The organism is Streptomyces sp. L500 (assembly GCF_054551825.1).
In genome coordinates this window covers 1-22025 of the sequence record NZ_JBTOLC010000071.1, presented here as the reverse complement: position 1 = coordinate 22025, position 22025 = coordinate 1, and the positions used below count along the sequence as shown (strand labels likewise).

The 22025-nt window shown below is 70.5% G+C and carries 20 protein-coding genes and 1 pseudogene; 15 read left to right on the top strand and 6 right to left on the bottom strand.

Annotated features, from left to right (window positions below):
- Window positions 1–156 precede the first annotated feature (156 nt).
- The 4 genes and pseudogenes from ACX9I7_RS31315 (at window position 157) to ACX9I7_RS31300 (ending at window position 2320) form a co-directional block, all read left to right on the top strand.
- Window positions 157–348: a hypothetical protein gene (locus ACX9I7_RS31315; protein WP_459389236.1), complete on the top strand. Its 192-nt coding sequence runs from the start codon at window positions 157–159 to the stop codon at window positions 346–348.
- Window positions 349–423: 75 nt separating this feature from the next.
- Window positions 424–1119, top strand: a pseudogene (locus ACX9I7_RS31310) (IS701 family transposase); the annotation flags it as partial.
- The gene (locus ACX9I7_RS31305) at window positions 1116–1745 is read left to right on the top strand and encodes a hypothetical protein (protein WP_459389235.1); all 630 of its coding nucleotides are present in this window, start codon (window positions 1116–1118) and stop codon (window positions 1743–1745) included. The pseudogene ACX9I7_RS31310 and the gene ACX9I7_RS31305, both read left to right, overlap by 4 nt.
- Window positions 1746–1843: 98 nt before the next feature.
- Entirely contained in the window at window positions 1844–2320 is a 477-nt protein-coding gene (locus ACX9I7_RS31300; RefSeq protein ID WP_459389234.1) for an SRPBCC family protein, read from the top strand.
- A 39-nt stretch (window positions 2321–2359) separates the two neighbouring features.
- Here the strand turns inward: ACX9I7_RS31300 and ACX9I7_RS31295 are convergent, their stop codons facing one another.
- Window positions 2360–3217: a helix-turn-helix transcriptional regulator gene (locus ACX9I7_RS31295; protein ID WP_459389233.1), complete on the bottom strand. Its 858-nt coding sequence runs from the start codon at window positions 3215–3217 to the stop codon at window positions 2360–2362.
- Window positions 3218–3366: 149 nt separating this feature from the next.
- Between ACX9I7_RS31295 and ACX9I7_RS31290 the strand changes: the two genes are divergently transcribed.
- Window positions 3367–4104: an SDR family oxidoreductase gene (locus ACX9I7_RS31290; RefSeq protein WP_459389232.1), complete on the top strand. Its 738-nt coding sequence runs from the start codon at window positions 3367–3369 to the stop codon at window positions 4102–4104.
- Window positions 4105–4291: 187 nt separating this feature from the next.
- The gene (locus tag ACX9I7_RS31285; RefSeq protein ID WP_459389231.1) at window positions 4292–5167 is read left to right on the top strand and encodes a hypothetical protein; all 876 of its coding nucleotides are present in this window, start codon (window positions 4292–4294) and stop codon (window positions 5165–5167) included.
- Window positions 5168–5547: 380 nt separating this feature from the next.
- Here the strand turns inward: ACX9I7_RS31285 and ACX9I7_RS31280 are convergent, their stop codons facing one another.
- The 4 genes from ACX9I7_RS31280 to ACX9I7_RS31265 form a co-directional block, all read right to left on the bottom strand.
- Window positions 5548–6654, bottom strand: a complete 1107-nt coding sequence (locus ACX9I7_RS31280; RefSeq protein ID WP_459389230.1) for an FAD-dependent oxidoreductase — start codon at window positions 6652–6654, stop codon at window positions 5548–5550.
- A gap of 455 nt (window positions 6655–7109) precedes the next feature.
- Entirely contained in the window at window positions 7110–8060 is a 951-nt protein-coding gene (locus tag ACX9I7_RS31275) for an SDR family NAD(P)-dependent oxidoreductase (protein WP_459389229.1), read from the bottom strand.
- A 509-nt stretch (window positions 8061–8569) separates the two neighbouring features.
- Entirely contained in the window at window positions 8570–9121 is a 552-nt protein-coding gene (locus ACX9I7_RS31270) for a hypothetical protein (protein ID WP_459389228.1), read from the bottom strand.
- Between the two features lie 37 nt (window positions 9122–9158).
- Window positions 9159–10004, bottom strand: a complete 846-nt coding sequence (locus tag ACX9I7_RS31265) for a helix-turn-helix transcriptional regulator (RefSeq protein WP_459389227.1) — start codon at window positions 10002–10004, stop codon at window positions 9159–9161.
- 235 nt (window positions 10005–10239) lie between these two features.
- On the opposite strand from ACX9I7_RS31265, the gene ACX9I7_RS31260 reads away from it, so the two are divergent.
- A complete protein-coding gene (locus ACX9I7_RS31260; RefSeq protein WP_387570587.1) occupies window positions 10240–11091 on the top strand; it encodes an oxidoreductase in 852 nt (283 codons plus the stop codon).
- A 189-nt stretch (window positions 11092–11280) separates the two neighbouring features.
- Here the strand turns inward: ACX9I7_RS31260 and ACX9I7_RS31255 are convergent, their stop codons facing one another.
- Window positions 11281–12414: a cytochrome P450 gene (locus ACX9I7_RS31255; RefSeq protein WP_459389237.1), complete on the bottom strand. Its 1134-nt coding sequence runs from the start codon at window positions 12412–12414 to the stop codon at window positions 11281–11283.
- 384 nt (window positions 12415–12798) lie between these two features.
- On the opposite strand from ACX9I7_RS31255, the gene ACX9I7_RS31250 reads away from it, so the two are divergent.
- The 8 genes from ACX9I7_RS31250 to kdpB all read left to right on the top strand — a co-directional run.
- Window positions 12799–13554: a GNAT family N-acetyltransferase gene (locus ACX9I7_RS31250; protein WP_387571200.1), complete on the top strand. Its 756-nt coding sequence runs from the start codon at window positions 12799–12801 to the stop codon at window positions 13552–13554.
- Window positions 13551–14516, top strand: a complete 966-nt coding sequence (locus ACX9I7_RS31245) for a lysophospholipid acyltransferase family protein (protein WP_387570585.1) — start codon at window positions 13551–13553, stop codon at window positions 14514–14516. The genes ACX9I7_RS31250 and ACX9I7_RS31245 overlap by 4 nt, the downstream gene beginning before the upstream one ends.
- Before the next feature lie 193 nt (window positions 14517–14709).
- Entirely contained in the window at window positions 14710–15015 is a 306-nt protein-coding gene (locus tag ACX9I7_RS31240; RefSeq protein ID WP_387570582.1) for an acyl carrier protein, read from the top strand.
- The gene (locus tag ACX9I7_RS31235; RefSeq protein ID WP_459389226.1) at window positions 15012–16247 is read left to right on the top strand and encodes a beta-ketoacyl-[acyl-carrier-protein] synthase family protein; all 1236 of its coding nucleotides are present in this window, start codon (window positions 15012–15014) and stop codon (window positions 16245–16247) included. Before ACX9I7_RS31240 ends, ACX9I7_RS31235 begins: the two co-directional genes overlap by 4 nt.
- 65 nt (window positions 16248–16312) lie before the next feature.
- A complete protein-coding gene (locus ACX9I7_RS31230) occupies window positions 16313–18385 on the top strand; it encodes an MMPL family transporter (RefSeq protein WP_459389225.1) in 2073 nt (690 codons plus the stop codon).
- 465 nt (window positions 18386–18850) lie between these two features.
- Complete coding sequence (kdpF, locus tag ACX9I7_RS31225) at window positions 18851–18940, top strand: K(+)-transporting ATPase subunit F (RefSeq protein ID WP_358629554.1); 90 nt, start codon at window positions 18851–18853, stop codon at window positions 18938–18940.
- The gene (gene kdpA / locus ACX9I7_RS31220) at window positions 18940–20604 is read left to right on the top strand and encodes a potassium-transporting ATPase subunit KdpA (RefSeq protein ID WP_459389224.1); all 1665 of its coding nucleotides are present in this window, start codon (window positions 18940–18942) and stop codon (window positions 20602–20604) included. Before kdpF ends, kdpA begins: the two co-directional genes overlap by 1 nt.
- A partial coding sequence (kdpB, locus tag ACX9I7_RS31215; RefSeq protein ID WP_459389223.1) for a potassium-transporting ATPase subunit KdpB occupies window positions 20604–22025 on the top strand: 1422 nt, incomplete at its 3' end. The genes kdpA and kdpB, both read left to right, overlap by 1 nt.

The following is a 22025-nucleotide window of genomic DNA, read 5'->3' as shown; positions in this document are numbered from 1 at the left end:
TTAGGACACTCTCACGTGGAAAGGGACACCGAAAAGCGAACCCTACCCAACGGCCGCAGACCGCGCTCCCGTTCGCACGCCGCTATCACGCAATCGGCGACAGGCAACTTCCGCTGTGCTCTGCCGGTTGCCGGCCTCGTGTACTTCGATGTGGGCATGCCCACGTACCGGAGCCCTCTGAAGAAGGCGCTGCGGCGCCTGGAGCCGATGGCCCGCCGGGCGGGGGTGAGCGCCCATCGTCTGCGCAAGGCCGTGATGGCCGATGAGGACGTGCTCGCCTGGCTGCGGAAGATCGAGGAAGATCTCCCGATCGCCCTGCCGCTCTCCCCGTGGCTTCAGAGCCCGTGAGCCGGTGAGCCGGCGCGCACCCGCTCACCGGTTCGGGTGTCTACGTGGGTTCGCCTTCACGCGGCTCCGACCTGCCCCACGTCGTGGACCGACGACCGCGACCGGTGCCGCCGGGCCGGCATCGAGGACAGCACCGGTTTCGCGACCAAGGACGCCATCGCCAAGGCGATGGTCCGCCGAGCGATCGAGGAGAAGATCCCGTTCAGGTGGGTGACCGCGGATGCCGCCTACGGCTTCTCCAAAGGCTGGCGATACAAGCTCGAGCAGACGGACATCTTCCACGTCACGGCCACCACCCGGCATGACACCGTTGTGACCCGCTGGTCCTTCGATCATCCCGTTCATGATCTGTTCCCCGGCCTGCCCCGGCAGAAGTGGAAGCGCCGCTCGCGCGGCCAGGGGACACATGGCCCACGGATCTACGACTGGGCCCGCGTCCAGGTCCGCCCCCGGCACCGGCCGGACCGGCAGCACTGGGTCATCGCCCGCCGCAGCATCCACCGGCCCGAGGAGATCTCCTACTACATCGCCTACTGCCCCGTCGGCACTTCCCTGGACGAACTGATCCGCATCGCCGGCGCCCGCTGGGCGGTCGAGGAATGCTTCCAGACCGCGAAGGGCGAGTGCGGCCTGGACGACTACCAGGTCCGCCGCTACCCCGGCTGGCACCGCCACATCACCCTCGCCATGGCCGCCCACGCCGCCCTGACCGTCCTGCGGGCCCGCGAACTCGACGCCGGGAATGAGGGTTGCGGCACACTCGCCAGGTGATTGTTTTGCAACCTGTTCTGGAGATCTACGCCCCCGACGGCTTCGCCCTCTGGCCGGTCGCCGAGTTCGAGCCGTACGGCTTCTTGCCCCTCAGCGGCGCGCTCGGCCCGGCCGAGCTCGGTACGGCGATCATGCGCATCGCCGACTGCAACAACATCGAGACCGAGGACGACCGACCGCCGCGGCCCGCCGACCCGCTCGGGTCCTTCTTGCACGGACTGCTCACCACGCACGACCTCTTCGCGGCCGGCGGCCTGCGGGTCACCGACACCACCACCGGCACCACCTTGCTGCCCGGTTGCTGCAACGGGCTGGAAGAGTGGCGTGACTGGCTTGAGGTCCTCGACGGCGACGGCTGGGCCTCCTTCGGCCACGACCCCTCCCCGCTCGCCGAACGCCTCGGCGACACGGTCCGGCTGACCGTCGACGCCGAGCAGGACGACAGCCCCGTGATCGAACTCCCCGTCTCGGAGCTGCGCCGTCTGCTCGCCACAGCGGAGCGCGACCTGGCCGATTTCCTCCAGCTGGCTGCCGACTGGGCCGCCCAGCACCTGCCTGACCACGCCTCCTCGGTCACCGCAGCCCTCGCACGCGCCTTGAACCTGCCCGCGTCGTCCATACGTTAGGGACGTTTGTTACGGGGGCTTGTTAGGGATGTCTGTTAGGACATCCCCTTTCGCGTTCGGCGGGAGGAGGCTCGAGACGAGACGACAGGGAGCACACCGTGGACCAGGAGAACGTGAGCGCCACCTTGGCCATCGCCGCGCCCGCCGCCGGGGTGTTCGCGGTGCTGGCGGATCCGACGACCCATTCTGCGATCGACGGCACCGGCTGGGTTCGGGAATCCGCCGACCAGGCACCGCTGACCGAGGTGGGGCAGATCTTCCGGATGAACATGTACCACGCCAACCACCCAAACGGTGACTACCAGGTGGCCAACAAGGTTCAGGTGCTCGAACCGCCGCACGTCATTGGCTGGCTGACGGGACAGGAGAAGGACGACGGTCAGCTGGAGTTCGGCGGCTGGATCTGGCGTTACGACCTTGTGCCGCTCGGTCCGTCCGAAACTGAGGTCACCCTCACTTATGACTGGTCGGCAGTGCCGCAGTCCATTCGGGAGTACATCCAGTTCCCGCCGTTCGACCCTGAGCATCTCACCAACTCGCTGCGTCACCTGGCCGACCTTGTCTCCGGTAGGTGATGTCGTCGACCAGGGCGATGTCGGGGAGCACCGTACATATCAAGCTGGGCCGGCGGTGGCCCAATCAGCCGATTTCCCGTTGTCGGTATCGGTATCGGTGGCGGTGGCGGTGTAGACCACCAGCGTCTGTTCCGGGTGTTCGGCCAGATGGAAGGCGGTGTAAGCGAAGTCCGTCACCCCGTGTCCCGGGCGCCGTAGCCGTTTCCGTCCGCCGTGCCGGACCTGCACGTCGTACTGTGGCCACCAGGCACGCGCTTCAGGGCTGCCTGCGTTCAGCTCGTCGATCAGCCGGGTGTACCGGGGGTCGCCCGAGTGCCGTCCGGCCAGCGTTCTCAGTCGCGCGAGCAGGCCGCGTGCCTCGATCTCCCAGTCGACCAGCACGGTCCGGGCGGCAGGTTCGAGGAACACCCAGCGGGCGAGATTCGCCGGCCGGTCCACCGCCGTGGTGAGGTGCGGGAACAGCTCGTCGGCCGCCTGATTGCGGCTGAGTACGTCGTAATTGCCGTCGATGATGTATGCCGGATGCGGCTGGAGCAGCAGCGGTACGGCTGCCACCTCGGCGGCGAGTTGCTCGGGTTCTCCGGTTTCGGCCGCGGCCGTATGACCGGCGAGTTCAAAGAGATGACCGCGCTCGTGCCGGTCCAGCCGGAGCGCCGAGGCGAGGGCGTCGAGCACCTGGTCGGAGGCGCGGATGTCCCGGCCCTGCTCAAGGTACGTGTACCAGGTGGCGCTGATCCCGGCGAGCAACGCGAGCTCTTCCCGGCGCAGACCCGGTGTCCGCCGTCGGCCGGTCTGCGGCAGTCCGGCCCGGTCCGGGGTGATCCTCTCCCTGCGGCTGCGAAGGAACGCGCCCAACTCTCGGCGCCGATTCTGCTGCGTCTGCACGGTGGATGGCACTGGATGGCACTCCTGGTTCCAGAATAAACAGGCTCTGGATACCAGGCTAAACATTGCACAGACTGGCTCCCGACCGGGAGGTTCGGCCTTTCACCGATGACCTCCGTCACCGGCTACCGGTAATCCGGAAAGAAAATGAGGAAGACATCGTGTCGGGAATCGACGGCAAGGTCGTTGCGATCACCGGAGCCAGCAGTGGCATAGGCGAGGCGGCCGCGCTGCTGCTGGCCGAGCGAGGCGCGCGGCTCGTCCTGGGTGCGCGCCGGTCCGAGCGCCTCGCGGAACTGGTGGCGCGGATCGAGAAGGCGGGTGGCACGGCCGTGCAGACCCGCACGGACGTCACACGACGGGGTGACCTGCACAACCTGGTCGCACTGGCCGGCGAGCGATTCGGCCGACTCGACGTGCTGGTCAGCAACGCCGGGCTCGGCACGATCTCGCCTCTGGACGATCTACGGGTCGACGAGTGGGACCGGATGGTCGACGTCAACGTCAAGGGCGTACTGCACGGAATCGGCGCCGCGCTGCCGGTCTTCCGGGCCCAGGGCACGGGCCACTTCATCACCATCGCCTCGACTGCGGCGTTTCGCATCGTGCCGGCCATGGCGGTCTACGCGGGGACGAAGTTCGCGGTCCGTGCCATCTGCGAGGGCTTGCGTCAGGAGGCCGGTGACTCCCTGCGGGTGACCACCGTCTCGCCCGGCGCGGTCGGGACCGACTTCGCCGAGGCATCGACAAACCCACAGGTCCGAGCACGGATCACGGAGATGCGGGACCGGATCGCGATCCCGCCCGAGGCGATCGCCCAAGCCATCGCGTTCGCCATCGAGCAGCCCGCGACCGTCGACGTGAACGAGATCGTCGTCCGGCCCACGGCCCAGAGCTGACTTCCGCTCCGGCTCGAGGCGCGTCGCACTCCCGGGCCCCGAAACGCAAGCTCGGCCGATCCTCGTTCCGGCTCCGCTGTCCGCCGACCCGCTCCCCGGGCCGCGAGCGGTCGGGGCATGGCGGATGCCCGGAGTGAGGACGCCCGCATTGCGGATACCTGGAGGTGCGGATGTCTAGAGTGACGCCATGATCCTGCGTGCCGCCCAGTCACCGCTCGACCTGCTCGATACCTACCTTGAGGCTCTCTCGGACGCCCTCTGGGATGCCCACCGGGACGCCCTCGGCGACGGCACGGACGCTCTTCTCCCCATCCCGGAGCCCCTCGTTCCCGTCGGCGAAGGCGCCGCCGGAGAAGACGGCGAACTCCTCTCCTGGGCCCTCGGCCGGCTCCGTAGCATCCCTACCATCCCCCACCAGCCGAAGGACGCCTTCCGGCTCGAGGTGGGCAACCTGCTGGCGGAGTTCCGCAGCCGCCGCAGCCCCTGGAACGCAGCGGCATTGCGGCTGCTCGACGACAACTACACCTTCGTGGCCACCGGTCCTCGTCGGCACGAAGACTGGGCGCACGACGTACTCGCCATCATGCGCCGGTCGGCCCCCGATCCCCGCGGGTGGATACGGCTCGACTGGGACCGCACCAACACCGTCCGCCACACAATGCCCGCCTACCCTTTCGATCCCCCGGCCGCCTCGCGCTTCCCCGACCTCCTGCACCGCCTGGACGAGGAGGCGGCGACCGCCGCGCTCGCCGTCATGACCGAGGAATGGCAGGCGGAACCCGCACCCGTCCGTTCGCGTCCGGACCGGGACACCGTGCTGGCGGATGCCCGGACACTTCTCGGCCGGTACGGTCCCACAGCGTGTTACTGGACCAACGCCATGGCCGCCGCTTCCGGCCCGGACCCGGACCCGGACTTCCTCACGTCGGGTCTCTCGGGAAGTCGCTCCCATAGCTTTCTCACCGGCGAATACCTCAACGGCCTCGACCTGCTCGACGACCTGGGGCTGATCGCGGTGAACGAGGACGAGGTGGGCGTCTTCTGGTCGATCGGCGCCTACTGAGACGTGTCCGGTGAATTGGGTTGGCGCCGCAGTGGCCACCGAGCGTGCGGCGCAGTTGCAGGCGCGCGGCGCCAGGCGGTAGCGCGTGGTAGCTCGGTGTGAATCGTGTGGCTCCCGAGGAGGTAGCGGGGGGGAGCGTACATGCTGGGCGCACCGTTGAGGAGCCCCGCGCTCCGTGACCGTGCCGTGACCGTGCCGTGCCGTGCCGTGCCGTGCAATACCTACGCTCTCTCGTCGTGTCGGGTGGCTACAACGCGGAAGCCCTTGCGCGCGTTGACGGTGCGCTCGACTTGGTTCGACTGGTACGCCGCTGACGGTTGGCACGCTGGTCCCGGCGTTCGGGGGTTGGGTGCCGGAACGCGGGCCCGCCGGCTCAGGAGTCACCCTCCATGGTTGCGGGTGGCAGCGGCGACCGCGGCGAAGCCGTAGTCGAGCATGCCCGTCTCGTACGACCGGACGGCGCCGAGCAGAGGCGCGCCCGAGACCAGGTGGGAAGCGAGCCGGCCCGCGTCGTGGATCGCGACCCCCGCGCTGATGCCGGCAGGGGCCATCGGATGCGCCGCGTCACCGACCAGGGTCACCGGCACCGGTGACCACAGTTCGGGGCGTTCGGAGATCTGGATGCTCGCGGGTACGACGTACCTGGGGTCTCCCAACCGGATCAGTGCCTTCAGCGAGGGATGCCAGTCCGCCACGGTTGCTGCCGCCAACTCCAGCAGGTCCGCGGCACCGAGCCCGAAGAACCCCGGACCGCACATTCGGGACGGTGCCGTCACCGCCCACATGACGTAGTCGTCGGCCGTCGGCAGCCCGAAGTGGGCCGGGTCGCGGCGGAACCGTTGCGCGGCCAGCGCGAGGCGGCGGCCGTCCGGGCCCATGACGCCCAGAAACCCTTCGAGCGCCGACGGCGGTGTCAACTCCCGTGCCCGGGAGGTCAGCGGCGTACGGCCGTAGACCAGCCGACTGTCCAGCACGGTCAGCCGAAAGTCCGGCAGCAGTTGCCGCCGGACGGCGGAGCCGGCCCCGTCGGTGGCGACCAGCAGGTCGCCTTCGGCGGTGGAGCCGTCGGTGAGGAAGACCCGTATGGTTCCGTCGTCCAGCAGCTCGTAACGGGAGAACCCGGCGCCGAAACGGGTCGAGTCCCTCACATCCCTCAGCATGATCCGACGCAGGGTGAGCCGGTCGACGGTGATGCCCGCGACGCCCGGGGGAAGTTCGATCTCGGTGACGTCCCGCAGATCGGGCCCGGCCATGCTCACTCCGCGACCGGGCACGCAGGACGTGGCGACGGCCTGCTCGTACGCCTCCGCGGGCAGCCACGTGCGCAGCGCCGCATCGCCATCGTCGTTGATGTGGATCCGGTAACCCTGCGCACGGGCATCGATGGCGGGGTCCCGCTCGAAGAGCCGTACGTCATGGCCGTGTCGGCGCAGGCCGTGAGCGAGGCACGGACCTGACAGCCCGGCACCGACGATCAGGACACGCATGGTCAACCCCTTTGAGACAGTGCGCCCATGGAAGCTCCACCGACACCCCAGTGATACCCACGCGGCCACTACTGGCGCCGGTCCCGTCCCCCCACCGGCCGGAGCGGCTACCCACCCGTGCCCACCAGGCAGCTCGCTGCATGCCAATCTGGCGGGCACGCCGGCACCCGATCGCGGCGGTACCAGCCATTAGCGGCACCAGCCGGTCGGGACGGCGCCGCTCCGGATTGACGTCGCAGGCCCTCCAGTAGCCGGACACCTGCGGCTGCTGCGACTGACCTCATCACCGACCTCCCTGAGCGCATCACGAGGCATGTGCCGACAGCTGGCCGAGCTCGCCAGCCGGACGTCCGCGATCGTCTGCACGGCCCCAGCAGCCGCCCGCGACGTTCTCGGCCTCGCCGACTGGCATCCACACCCCGTCCGCACTGTCGACCAACGCGCGCGTGCCCGAGCTATCCGGAGATGGTGCTGAGGTCGGCGCCGGTCAGGTCGCAGCTCGCGTCCCACAACCGCGCCGCGATGGAGGGATCGGCGAGGTGATTCCACACCGGTTCGCGTCGGGGCTCGCCGCGCAGCCCGAAGACGCGCGGTCCCCACAGCTGGCCGCCACGCACGGCCGGGTCGAGCACCGCTCGGACCGCGGGCCATGCGCCGGCGTGCTTGCCCTGGACGAGGAGGGCCGCGGGTGCCGCGCTCAGCCGTGCGCCGGCGGTTCGCACATGGATCGGCGGCCGTGACGGGGTGAGGGAGTCCAACGCGCCGCCGGGATGGACCACCACGCTGGCCACTGTGCTGCCGGCGGCGCGCAGGCGGCGGTCGAGTTCGACGCCGAAGTACATCTGCGCCAACTTGGAACGGCCGTAGACGCGCTTGGGCCGGTAGTCCCTCCGGGACTGCAGGTCGTCCAGGTCGAGCCGCTCGGACTTCGCCGCGAAGCTGCCCATGGTCACAACACGGGCCGCCGGAGCGGCCGACAGCAGCGGCATCAGCCACTGGGTCAAGGCGAAGTGCCCGAGGTGGTTCGTGCCGAACATGAGCTCGTGACCGTCCCCGGTCTCCTCGCGCGGCGGGTCGTCGAGCGCGACGCCGGCGTTGTGGACCACCGCGTCAAGGCGCTCCACCTCCAGCGATTCCACCGCTGTCGAGAGCGACGAGAGGTCGGCGAGGTCCAGCTGAACGGCCCGCACCCGCGAACCGGGGACACGCGCACGGATCGACGCCATGGCGGCTTCGGCCTTGGCGGGATTCCGGCTGCCGAGCACGACGGTGGCCCCGGTTGCCGACAACTGCTCCGCGACGAAGTACCCGATGCCGGCGTTGCCGCCGGTGACCAGGAAGACGCGGCCATCGGCACGGGGTAGTCGTTGGACGTTCCAAGGCGGGGCGGAGGATATGGACACCATGACGAGGCGGCTCCCTTGCTGTTGAAGGCGGCGGCTGTTCCCTTGGGGCAACTCGACACCCACGGTTCCAGCGGCCACCGACACCCCGCCCATGGATCACCGACAGTCCCGCCGGAGGGCCGACATCCCGCCGACGCGGTGCCGGCTCATCGCCGACCCACGCCGTGCTCACGCGCACGGCAACGGGCCTGAACCTGCCCGGCGACGCCGGCACATCGCCCGCGAACCGCGCCGCCCCCGGCACGCCGACCACGACGCCGCCCGTCTCAACGCTCAGCTGGAGGAAACGGCGGACGCGATCGGCCCGGGTACACGCTGAGGGCGGCATGCCCCTCTCAGGAGTCCCAGGGGAGCCGTACCGCCTCGATCTCGTCGTCGCCGAGCAGCGCCTCGATCAGCCCGGCCGGGCCCGAGATCTTCGTGCCCCACAGATCCCAGTCCGTGCAGGTCACCCACGACCGGTCCTCCGGCCAGAGGCTGGACGGGGTCGATGCGTAGTCCGGGTGATCCTAAAGGCGCCACGCATCGCCCAGCCGGCCCCGAAGCACCCGGTGGTCGTCGAAGTCGTATTCCTCGGTGAGCAGCGGATTGTAGAAGGCGAAGCACACGGTGTCCGGGCCTGCCGGGCTGTGGTCGACGAGGAGCTCGATCAGCCGGTTCCAGGTCGGCCGGTCGAGGGCTCCTTCGGTGGGCGGCTCGATGCCCACGGGCCAGCTGCCGTCCGGCAGCCGCCCGTTCGGCGCGCTGCGGTACGAGGAAAGGTATCCGTCCCGGACCACCGGTCCGCCCGTGCGCCGGGCGAGCTCCGCCCAGCGAAGCCGGCGGTACCCCGGCCCCGGGTGCTCGGCGCGCCCCAAGCCACCGCCGGTGGCGACGCCCCGCACCCGGAGGAAGCTCAGGTCGTGCCCACCGATGACGACGGGGCCCGTGTCTCCGCGGGCTTGCTCACCGATGCGGCGCAACTCGTCGTGGGAGAGGCCGCCGGGGCCGAGCTCGTGCTCGTACATGGCGTTCAGCACCCATGCGCCGTCGGGGTGGTCCGGCGTGAGGAAGCCGGTCACCTCGTACGCGTCGCCGGTCAGCTCGGAACAGCAGACGTCACTCGGGCTGCCGTATCCACGCGGCCAGTAGCCGAAGCGCCTCTTCGGAGCTGGAGCCCGCCTCGGCGGTGTAGACGCTCAGCCGCTGGTCCGGGTCGGCGGGCAGGGTGAGGGACTCGTAATTGAGGGTGAGCGGGCCGGCGATCGGGTGGTGGAAGTGTTTCGTGCCGTGCGTGTGCCGGTGCACGTTCTGGTCGGCCCACCAGCGGCGGAAGTCCTCGTCCCTGATGGAGAGTTCGCCGACGAGTTCGGCCAGCAGCGGATCGTGGGGATGGCGTCCGGCGTCGCGACGGAGCGAGGCGACAATGTCCTGGGCATGGGTGTCCCAGTGGGTGTACAGCGAGCGGGCGGTCTCGTCGCAGAACATGAACCGCACCAGGTTCCGCTCGCGGTGCGGCAGCGCGTCGAAGTCGGTGAGCAGCGCACGTGCCATGTGGTTGGACGCGAGTACGTCCAGTCGCCGACCCAGCACGAGGGCGGGGGTGTCCTCGAGGATCCGGAGCAGGTCGCGCAGCCCCGGGCGGACCGGCTGCGGACGCGTCGCCGTGCGGCGGGGCCTGCCCGTGGCGGGCTTGGCGAGCTGGAACAGATGGGTGCGTTCGACGGGATCGAGGCGTAGCGCGCGGGAGATGGCGTCCAGCACGGTCTCGGAGACGTTCAGTCGGCGTCCGCGTTCCAGGCGTACGTAGTAGTCGACACTCACGCCCGCCAGTCGCGCGACCTCTTCGCGGCGCAGTCCTGGCACTCGCCGGGAGCCGCCGTCGTCGGACAGGCCCGCCTGGCGCGGGGTGATCCGTGCCCGCCGCGAGCGGAGGAATTCACCGAGAGCTGTGTTGCGGTCCATGCCTTTGAGGATAGGACGCAAGATCGCCCCGGCGGCCGGCGAAGGGGGGACTGGCAGTCCCCCGGTCCGGCTGTCCCCGGGGCGAAGCGGGCCCCCCGGAAGCCGATCAGCGGCCGATTCCGGTGCTGAAGTGGAACGTGTCGAGACCGGCCGGGGCCCAACCGCCCCGGGCGGCCTCCATTCACGTCTATTCGCATCTGTTTCGCATCTGTTCGCATCGTTCGAAGGAACTCCTGTGTCGGACACCAAGACATTCCTGATCACCGGCGTCAGCACCGGCCTGGGCCGCGCGTTCGCGTGCGCGGCGCTGGCCGCGGGCCACCGGGTGGTGGGCACGGTGCGCGCGCCCGCCGACGCCCGGGCTTTTGAGGCGCTCGCCGGCGACGCGCACGCCCGCGTCGTGGACGTGACCGACCATGACGCGGTGGAGGCCGTCGTGGCCGGGACCGAGCGCGACCTGGGCCCGGTCGACGTACTCGTCGCCAACGCCGGATACGGCCATGAGGGCCTCTTCGAGGAGTCGTCGATGGACGACCTTCGCCGTCAGTTCGAGGTGAACGTCTTCGGAACCGTGGCGGTGATCAAGGCCGTGCTGCCGCACATGCGGGAGCGCCGTTCGGGCCACATCATCGCCGTCACCTCGATGGGCGGGCTGGTCACCATGCCGGGCCTCAGCTTCTACCACGGCAGCAAGTTCGCGGTGGAGGGCATCCTTGAAACGCTCGGCAAGGAAGTCGCCGGTTTCGGCATCCATGTCACCGCCGTCGAGCCGGGCAGCTTCCGGACCGACTGGTCCGGCCGCTCGATGATCCGGGCACCCCGTGCGATCGCCGACTACGACGAGCTGTTCGAGCCGCTGCGCGCCCGGCGCGTCCACGGTCGCGGGCAGCAGCCGGGCGACCCGGACAAGGCCGCGGCCGCGGTGCTGCGCATCGTGGCGGCCGACCAGCCGCCGACGCGCCTGCTGCTCGGCACCGACGCGCTTCGGCTCGTCCAGGCCGGACGCGACGCCTTCGAACGCGACATGCGGGCATGGGCCGAGCTGTCGGCCTCCACCGACTACGACGACGTCAGCCGGCCCGCCTGACGTCACTCGCCGTCGGGCCCCCATCGCGGGGCGACCGGTAGCGGACGGGGGGCGGCACGCACGTCTACCGGATGTCGCCCTCCTCCGCCGTCGCCTTCGCCCGGGCGGTCACCGCCTGGGGCCGCCGGCGCCGCCCAGCCCTGCGTGACGATCGGCACCGGTGGGGGTGGCGCAGTCGGTGCGGATATGTCAGGAGCCGCACAGGCCCAGGTCCACTGGGAGTCGCTGGAGTCCGTAGACCATCGCCAGACCGTGAAAGGGAAGCTCGCGCTCGTCGATGGCGAGCCGCATCCGGGGATAGCGCTCGAGCAGGGCCTGGTAGGCGATCCGCAGTTCCATGCGCGCCAGTTCCGCGCCGAGACAGCGGTGGACTCCGTGACCGAAGGCCATATGACGCCGATCGCCGCGAGGGCCGTCGGCACCGGTTTCGGCCGGCCTGGCTTCGGCGCCGGTGCCGGCCGCCCCGGCCTCGGTGTCGGTTCGGCGATTGGCGCGCAGCAGGGAGCACAGCACCACATCGCCCTTGGAGACCTGGTGGCTGCCGATCTCCACGTCTGTGAGGGCGTAGCGGGGGAAGGCCACCTGCACGACGGAAAGGTCCCGCAGGAGTTCCTCCGTCAGAGCGCCGACCGTGCGGCCGTCGGTGGCGCGTTCGCGGGCCGTGGGGTCGCGGAGCAGGAGGAGCGTGCCGAGTGTGATCATGCCGGCGCTGGTCTCCAGGCCCCCGGTGAGCACGCCGTCCGCCAGGCCCGCCAGTGTCCGGTCGTCGAGGTCCGCTCCGCGGGTCACCAGTGTGCCCAGCAGACCGCTTCCGGGCTTCCGGCGTTCGTCGGCGATCAGGCGTTCCAGGCGGAGCTGTGCGGACGAGACGGCGCCGAGCTGCGCGTCCAGCCCCGCCACGATGTCGAAGCGCCGGGTGCTGAGTCGCCGGAACGTGTCGAGGTCCGCGGCGGGAACTCCGAGCAGTTCGCAGATGGTCCGTGCTGGGACGGGCCACGCGAAGGTCTGCACGAGGTCCACGGGCTGTGGTGCGGCTGCCATGAGGTCGAGCTGTTCGGCGACGATGTCCCGGATCGCGGGTTCGAGGCGTCGCAGACCGCGTGCCGTGAACTCGGGAGCGAGCATCTGCCGCATCCTGGTGTGCAGGGGCGGATCGCACATCCCCAGTCCGCCCAGCGCTTGATCGGGCAGAGCGGGCGATATGCGCCGGAGCCCGGTCGGGTCGTTGCTGAACGCCTCTTTGGCCGAGAGGACTTGCCGCACTTCCGCCGGGCCGCTCACCAGCCAGACGCTCGTCCCGAAGAGCAGGGGCACCCGGGTCATCCTTTGGGCAGGGCGCCCCGGGGGACGCGCGAGAGGCTCCAGGCCGTCGCGTCGGAACAGATCCAGGATCGGCTCGGGCAGCAGGTGCGGGGCGAGGGCGTCGTACCCGCGCCGGCTCCCGAGGCGGAGCCGACGGCGCAGGAGGCGCGTCGACAGTCTGCTCGCGAACCCCATAGACGTGTCCCCCGTCGACCCATGGCGGTACGGAAATATCACACCATGCGCCGTCCGGTAACCGCCCTTGAGCGTGGGCAAGTTCAGCCTTTGGGGTGGAGATCCACCCTCTCCGCATGGTGTGCGTGGTGTTGGGCAGAAAGACCGAGGGTGGGTGGTCTGTCATGCGCGTCGCGTTGGGGGTGGGTCGCCGTGGCGGTATCCCGTGTTCTGGCCCGTGTCGCCCGACCGCCGGGCGGTCCCGGGGCTGGCGGCGGCGCCTACCAGGCCGTCCTGGCCCGGGACGAGGACGAGGTGCGCGGCGCCCAGCGGCTGCGGTACCAGGTGTTCGCGGTGGAGCAAGGTGCCCTGCTGCCCTCCGCCGCCGACGGGCTGGACGTCGACGGGTTCGACCGCGTCTGCGATCACCTTCTGGTCCGGGACGAGACGACCGCGGAAGTGGTGGGGGCATACCGCCTGCTGCCCCCGGGAAGATCCGAACAGCTGCTTTCCGGGGAGGAGTTCGAGCTCGATGCCATCACCTCCCTCCACGGGGGACTCGTCGAGATCGGGAGAGCGTGCGTGCATCAGGGGCACCGCAACGGCCTGGTGGTGCTGTGCCTGTGGGCGGGCATCCTGCGCTACATGACGGACCGCCGGTTCCGGTGGCTCGGCGGATGCGCCTCGATGTCCCTGGCCGACGGCGGGGCCCAGGCTTCCGCCGCCTGGCAGACCGTCCGCGCCCGGCATTACGCGCCGGCCGCGTACCGGGTGCGCCCCCGGACCCCCTGGATTCCGCGGGATTCCGGCCCGTGCCCGCCCGCCGCGATGCCGTCGCTGCTGCGCGGCTACCTCATGCTCGGTGCATGGGTCTGCGGGCCGCCGGCGCTGGACAGCGACTTCCGTACGGCGGATCTGTTCACGCTGTTGGCAGTGGACCGGGTGCCGGCCGGCCGACTCGACCCGCTACGGGCAGTGGCCTCATGAACGATTCAACCGATTCAATCTATTCAACTGACGCGGCCGATGCGCCCGGTGGCAGCGGTGCCACCGCTGCCACCGACGTGCAGGTGCCCGCCGATCCATGGCGGCCCACGTCGCCGTGCGGCCGCTCGTGCCTGCCCGGCCCGGCGCGGCAGGACCGGGTGGGGCCCCTGCGTCGACTCCTGCGGTTGACGGCGGTGCTGCTGGCCTGCTCGCTGATCGTCGTTCCCGCGCTGTCCTCCGTGGCGGGCCGCCGGCGGCGGCTGTGGGTCTTCCGCTGGTGGGTCCGGCTGGTCGTCCGGGCCATGGGCGTGCGGGTGCGCGTCACGCCGTCCCCGGCCGGCTCACGGGACACCGCGCCCGGCCTGCTGGTGATCAACCACACCTCGCTGCTCGACGACCTCGTTCTCGTCGGCCACGACCCCGCCCGGCCGCTGAGCAAGGCGGACGTACGGCGATGGCCGGTCATCGGATGGGCCGCCGCGCTCGGCCGCACTCTGTACATCGACCGTGAACGGCTGTCGGCGCTGCCCGGCGCCGTGGCCGGGGTCACCCGGGCGCTGCGCGCCGGTGACCGGGTGTTCGTCTGTCCCGAGGCGACGACGTGGTGCGGCGTGGCCGGCGGGCCGTACCGGCCGGCGTTCTTCCAGGCCGCCCTGGACGCGGGTGTGCCCGTTCTGCCGGTGGTGCTGCGGTACCGGTCGGCCGGCCGTGCCACGACGGCGGCCGCTCTGGTCGGTCCCATGTCCGTGGTGGAATCGGTGATCCTGATCGTCGCCCAGCGTGACCTGGTCGTCGAGGTCGAGCGGCTCGCGCCCCTGCCGGTCCGCGCGGGGTCCGACCGGCGGTCCCTGGCACGGGCCGCCGAACGAGCGGTGGACCGTGCCATACCGGAGGTGCCCCGGCTCCGGAAGCCCGGCATCCTGTGCCGGCCGGCCGCTCTCGTGGCCACGGGTGACGGGTGAGGCCCATCGCCTGTGGCCCCTGTTCACCCGCGTTCCTGTTTCCCTGGTCCCGCTCACCCGTATTCCCGCCCACCCCTATTTCCGCTCACCCGTATTCCTGCTCACCCGTTTTCCCGCCCACCCGTGCTCCTGTTCAGCCCCCACCCCCGCCCCCCGGTCCGCCCGGACCTCGACCGCCCGAGGAATCCCGTCCATGCCCCACAGCCAAGACCGTCACGACCGCGTCTACGCCCTTCTCGTCCAGGCCCTCGTGGAGAGGATCGGCTGCGTTCCCCAGGAGCTCGGGCCGGGCCGTACCTTCGCCGAGCTCGGGCTCGACTCCGTCTCCATGCTGGAGGTCTCCCTGGTCCTCGCCGAACACGTGCCCGGCACCGTCACGTTGGAGGACTTCACCCTGAACACGTCCCTCGGCGAAGCGGCTCGGATCATCGGCGCCGCGTCGCACACCGGTGCCCTCCCGTCCGCCCCCGCGCCGGAGGAGGCCGGAGACATCCGGTGAGGCGGACCTCGGACGGCACGGACGTGGCCGTCACCGGGCTCGGAGCGGTGACTCCGGCCGGTCCGACGGCGCCGGAGACGTGGGCCGGACTCCTCTCCGGAATCCCGCGCGCGGTGCCCGATCCGCTGCTCGCCGGGCTGGCCGTCGACTTCTCCTGCCCGGCTCCCTTCGACGTCTCCGCACGTCTGGGGCCGCGCCTCGCCGCCCGGCTCGACCGCTATACGGGCATGGCGGTGAGCGCGGCCCGCGAGGCCGTCGCCAACGCGCGGCTGGACACGTCCCAATGGGACTCCTCCCGCGTCGCCGTCGTCATGGGCACGGCCAGTGCGAGCACCGAGCACCACGAGCAGGTCTACGCGTTGATGGCCGCCGGCACGCCGGAGAAGGTGTCGCCGATGGCGTTGATGCGCAGCATGCCCAACATGTCGGCCGGGGAGATCGGCATCGACCTCGGTGCTCGCGGGCCGAACCTGTCCGTCTCGACCGCCTGTGCCTCCGGAGCCACGGCGGTCGGCCTGGGCCGCGATCTCGTGCGGTCCGGTGCCTGTGACATCGCGATCGTCGGCGGCAGCGAGTCGATGCGCACGCGCAGCGCTGCCGTGTGCTTCCACCAGATGAGGGCGCTGTCCACCCGCCGGTCCGATCCGGGTGCCGCGTCACGGCCCTTCGACGCCGGGCGCGACGGCTTCGTCCTCGGAGAGGGCGCCGGGGTGCTCGTGCTCGAACGGACGGAACACGCCCGCGCCCGGGGCGTCCCCCCGTACGCGTACCTCGCCGGGTACGGCGCCTCGTGCGACGCCCACCACATGACGGCGCCCCACCCCGGCGGTCGCGGCGCGGCCGAGGCGCTGCGCCGTGCCCTGGCCGACGCCGGTCTCGCCCCGGCCGACATCGGCCATGTGAACGCTCACGGCACCTCGACCAGGGCCAACGATCTCGCCGAGTACCGGGCGTTGAGAGCGGTCTTCGGCGGCAAGACCCCTCCGGTCACCGCGTTGAAGGCGGCCCTGGGGCACGCGGCCGGCGGCTCGGGCGGCATCCAGGCGGTGTGCGCGGCCTTCGTCCTGCGGCACCAGGTCATCCCGCCCACCCCCAATCTCGTCGCCCTGGACCCGGCCATCGACCTCGACGTGGTCACCGCGGCGCCCCGACGTACAGCGGTGGGTGCCGTGGTCAGCGATTCCTTCGGATTCGGAGGCCAGAACGCGGTGCTGGCCTTCCGCGCGGCATGACAGCCGCGCCACGGGGGCGGCGGCTCGGTGACGGGGGACGCTGGTGTGCCCGGCACCCCTGGCGCGTGATCGTCTCATGGCTGCTGGCGCTCGGCACACTGGTCACGTTCAACGCCTTCCTGGGTGGAACGTACCGGGACGACTACGCCTTGCCCGGGACGTCCGTTCAACGCGGGGCCGACCTGATCACGGCCACCGCGGACGGCGACCTGCGCGGTGTCGGCTCGGAGCTCGTCGTCCAGGCCCGGACGGGGAAGCTGACGGAGCGTCGGCAGGCGCTCGACGCCGCGGGAGCCGCCCTGTCGCGTCTCCCCCACGTGCTGTCCGTGGCGACTCCGCTCACCACCCCGGGAGCACTCTCGCGGGACGGGCGGACCGGGTATTTCACGGTCCGGCTCGCGGACTTCCCGAGCGCGTACGGCACGTCCTACCTCACGCGCGTCGACGAGGCGGTGGAGCCGCTGCGTGCCGACGGCGTCACCGTCAAGTACGGAAGTCCGCTCGGGGAGCTGGCGCGTCCCCCGGGGGACGACCGGCTGTCGGAGCTGATCGGTCTCGTGACCGCGGTGGCCGTGCTGATCCTGAGCTTCGGTAGTGTCGCGGCGGCAGCGTTTCCTCTCGTCACCTCATTGGTGGCGCTGCTCGTCGGGCTCAGCCTGCTCGGTCTGCTGGCCGACGCGTTCACCTTCGCCACGCCCTCCCCGACGGTGGCCACCATGATGGGCCTCGGTGCCGGGCTGGACTACACGCTCTTCCTGACCACCCGCCACCGCCGCGTACTGCGGGAGACCGGTGACCCGGTCGAAGCCGCCGGGGCCGCGATGGCCACCGGCGGCCGTGCCGTACTGGTCGCCGTCGCCGCCGTGGTCCTGGCGCTGACCGGACTCTGCCTCTCCGGCACCGGCTTCATCGCCACGCTCGCGGCCGCCGCCGGAATCACCGTGCTGGTGGCCGCCGCCGCCTCGCTCACCCTCGCCCCAGCCCTGTTCGGGCTGCTCGGCCGGAACATCGACCGCTACCACCTCGGCCGTCCCGTCGACGAGGCCACCGGCACCGCGGACCTGTGGTACCGCTGGTCCCGCGCCCTCGGTCGGCACCCGTGCCGTTTCCTCGCCATCGGTGTTCTCGTGGTGGGGACGCTGAGCATCCCGCTGGCGTCCGTGCGCCTGGGTCACCTCGACGCCGGCTCCACGCCGGGGCGCTCCACCGACAGGCGCGCCTACGAGCTCATCGCGAAGAACTTCGGCCCGGGCGCCAACGGCCCGTTCACCGTCGTCGTCGACCTCCGCCCCGCCCGGACCGGCGCGGAACCGGGCCCGTCGGCCGACTCCCTCTCCACGGCCCTGGCGCGGACCCCGGGTGTCGCGGCGGTCGGCACGCCGACGCCCACCGCCGACCGGGCCCTCCTCATCACGACCGTCATTCCCGAGCACGGCCCCCAGGACCGCCGAACCGCCGACCTGCTCCACCGTCTCGACCGCACCGTCCTGCCCGAAGCCCTCGCGGGCACCGGGGCTCGCGGCTACGTCACCGGCGTCACCGCCGCCCGGCTCGCCTTCGCCGACATGCTGCTCGGGAACCTGCCCGCGATCGCCGCCTTCGTGACCGGCACGGCCTTCCTCCTGCTTCTCGTCACCTTTCGCGGCCTGCTCGTCGCGGCGAAAGCCGCCTTCCTCAACCTGTTCTCCATCGGCGCGGCGCTCGGAGTGGTCGTCGCCGTCTTCCAGAAGGGCTGGGGCGGCTCCCTCGTCGGTGTCACCGAGCCCGTCCCCATCGAGCCCTACGTACCGGTCCTGGTGCTCGCCATCGTCTTCGGGCTGTCCATGGACTACGAGATCTTCCTGATCGTCCGCGTCCGTGAGACCTGGCTGCGCACCGGGGACAACCACGAGAGCGTCGCCACCGGCCTCGCGGCCACCGCTCGCGTCATCACGAGCGCCGCGGCCATCATGACCAGCGTCTTCCTCGCCTTTCTGCTCAGCACCGACGTCGTCATCAAAATGATCGCCCTGGGCCTGGGCGCCAGCGTGATCATCGACGCCACGCTCATGCGCCTGCTCCTCGTACCGGCCGCCATGCACCTGCTGGGGAACGCCAACTGGTGGCTCCCGCACCTCCTGCGGAGGAGAGAGCGCTGAAGTGCTCGCTGGCCCCTCCCCCGGTAGCCCCGAACCGGCCACAGCATTCGGCTGGCGTGTTCCTCGGCCTCACCGACAGCGCCCGCTATTACCGTTTTTGCCCGTGTCTCCACCTCCCCAACAGCACGGCCCAGCCGCCGGAAAAGGCCAGAACAAATCATCGAGTGCAATAAACACTCCGTCAATAAAGCGGCCGCGAGCGTTAAAAGTGCGATAAGAGGACTGGTCACGCTCGGATCTTCGGCGCTTCGCTCGTGATGGCTCAAACAGATCGGTCTGTCGCGTCACGTTCGCCGCGTCACCGCTGTCCCCACGCGCACTGACGGTTCCCGTCCATTCACCGCTCCTGTCACCGCTCCTGTCGAATCAACGGGGTGTACTGCCTATGGCAGATCTGGCTTTCATCGCTCTCGTCCTCGTCTCCTTCGTCGTTCTCCACCTCATCGTGAAGGGGGTCGAGCGGCTGTGAGTGCGGAGAACGTCGTAGGGCTGGTCACAGCCGTGGCCCTGCTGGTCTATCTGGTGTGCTGCCTGCTCTTTCCGGAGAGGTTCTGATGAACGACACCCTCGCGGGCTGGCTGCAGATCCTCGCCCTGGTGGCCGCCCTCGCCCTGTCCTGTCGTCCGCTCGGCGACCATCTCGCCCGTTGTCTGACCACCTCCCGGCACCTGCGCGCCGAGCGCGTCGCGTACCGGGCGGGCGGGGTGAACCCGGACGCCGACCAGACATGGGCGGCCTATCTGCGCGGCGTCCTGGCGTTCTCGCTGGTGTCGATGCTGTTCCTCTACGGCTTCCAGCGGCTCCAGAACCACTTGCTGCTGTCGCTGGGCATGAAGCCCGTCCCGGCGGACCAGGCGTTCAACACCGCGGCCTCGTTCGTCACCAATACCAACTGGCAGTCGTACTCGGGTGAGTCGACGATGGGCCATCTGGTGCAGATGACCGGCCTCGCGGTGCAGAACACCGTCTCCGCGGCGGTCGGTATCGCGGTCGTCGCCGCCCTCATCCGCGGATTCACCCGTGAGCAGACCGACCGGGTCGGCAATTTCTGGACCGACCTCACCCGGATCGTCCTGCGTGTGCTGCTGCCGCTCGCGTTCGTCTTCGCGATCGCGCTGCTCGCCGCAGGAGTGATCCAGAACTTCCACGGCGTCCAGTCGGTGACGACCATCGCCGGGAACCACCAGAGCATCACCGGCGGGCCGGTGGCCTCCCAGGAGGCCATCAAGGAGCTGGGGACCAACGGCGGCGGCTTCTACAACGCCAACTCCGCCCACCCCTTCGAGAACCCCACCGCCTTCACCAACCTCCTGGAGATCTACCTGCTGCTGGTGATCCCCTTCTCCCTCCCCCGGACCTTCGGCACGATGGTCGGTGACCGGCGGCAGGGGTATGCCGTCCTCGCCGTCATGGGCATCATCTGGGCGGCTTCGGTGGCCGTCGTGACCGCCAACGAGCTGCACGGCGTGAGCAGTTCGGCCGGACATGCCGCAGACGGCATGATGGAGGGCAAGGAGCAGCGATTCGGGGTCTGGGCCTCCGCTCTCTTCGCCGTGCCGACCACCCTCACCTCCTGCGGCGCGGTCGACTCGTTCCACGACTCGTTCACGCCCGGTGGCGGCGGTCTGCTGATCTTCAACATGATGCTGGGCGAGATCGCCCCCGGCGGCACGGGCTCCGGCCTCTACGGGATCCTCATCCTGGCGATCGTCGCCGTCTTCGTGGCCGGCCTGATGGTGGGCCGGACCCCCGAGTTCCTGGGCAAGAAGATCCGCAGCCGGGAGATGAAGTTCGCCTCCCTCTACATCCTCACCACCCCCGCCCTCGTCCTGGTCGGCTCGGGCATCGCCATGGCGCTGCCCGGCGAGCGGGCCGCGATGGCGAACCCCGGCGCGCACGGATTCTCCGAGGTGCTCTACGCCTTCACTTCGGCGGCCAACAACAACGGCTCCGCCTTCGCCGGCCTGCAGGCCGACACCGTCTGGTACAACACCGCACTCGGCCTCGCCATGATCTTCGGCCGCTTCCTGCCGATGGTGTTCGTCCTGGCACTCGCCGGCGCCCTGGCCGGGCAGCGTCCCGTGCCGGTGACCACGGGCACGCTGCCCACCCACCGGCCGCTGTTCGTCGGCCTGCTCACCGGCGTGATCCTCATCGTCGTCGGTCTGACCTTCTTCCCCGCGCTGGCGCTGGGCCCCCTCGCGGAAGGACTCCACTGATGTCCACCTCGTCGGCACCACACCAGGCGCACCAACCGCACCGGGTCTCGGGCGGTCTGCTGGACCCCCGGCAGCTCGTCTCCTCCTTCCCCGACGCCGTGCGCAAGCTCGACCCCAGGCTGATGGTCCACAACCCGGTCATGTTCGTCGTCGGCGTCGGAGCCGTCCTCACCACCCTGTCGGCCGCCGAGGACCCGGGCGTCTTCCCCTGGGTCATCACGGTGTGGCTCTGGCTCACCGTCGTCTTCGCCAATCTCGCCGAGGCGGTGGCCGAAGGACGGGGCAAGGCCCAGGCGGAGACGCTGCGCCGGACCCGTACCCAAACGACCGCGCGCCGCCTCACCGACTGGCGGCCGGGAGCGCCGGCCCCCGTGGAAGAGGAGGTGTCCGCCGCGGACCTGCTCCTCGGCGACCACGTCGTCGTGGAGGCGGGGCAAATCATCCCCGGTGACGGCGACGTGGTCGAGGGCGTCGCCAGTGTGGACGAATCGGCGATCACCGGTGAGTCCGCTCCGGTCATCCGGGAGTCCGGCGGCGACCGCTCGGCTGTTACAGGCGGCACGAAGGTACTGTCGGACCGCATCGTCGTCGAGATCACTTCAAAACCGGGCGAGACCTTCATCGACCGGATGATCGCTCTTGTCGAGGGCGCGGCGCGGCAAAAGACGCCGAACGAGATCGCGCTCAACATCCTGCTGGCCTCGCTCACCATCGTCTTCCTGCTCGCCGTCGTCACCCTCCAGCCCTTCGCGATCTACGCGGGCGCCGAACAGAGCATCGTCGTCCTCGTCGCGCTCGTCGTGGCCCTCATTCCGACCACGATCGGCGCGCTGCTCTCGGCCATCGGCATCGCGGGCATGGACCGCCTGGTGCAGCGCAACGTGCTGGCCATGTCGGGGCGTGCCGTCGAGGCCGCCGGGGACGTCAACACGCTCCTGCTCGACAAGACGGGCACCATCACGCTGGGAAACCGTCAGGCCGCCGAGTTCCTGCCGGTCGGCGGCACCGGAGCGGACGAACTCGCGGACGCCGCCCAGCTCTCCTCGCTGGCCGACGAGACGCCGGAGGGCCGCTCGATCGTCGTCCTCGCCAAGCAGCGACACGCGTTGCGTGCCCGTACGGAGGGTGAACTCGCGCATGCCGCGTTCGTGCCGTTCACCGCGCAGACCCGGATGAGCGGAGTGGACGTGGACGGCCGCCGCATCCGCAAGGGCGCTGCGGCCGCGGTCGGCACCTGGGTCGACGAGGCCGGTGGCACGGTCGGCCAGGACGTGCATGAGGCCGTCGAACGCGTCTCGCAGAGCGGCGGTACCCCGCTGGTGGTCGCGGTCCGGGACGCGGACGGCGCGCGGGTGCTGGGCCTGGTGCACCTGAAGGATGTCGTCAAGGAGGGCATCCGCGAGCGGTTCGACGAGCTGCGC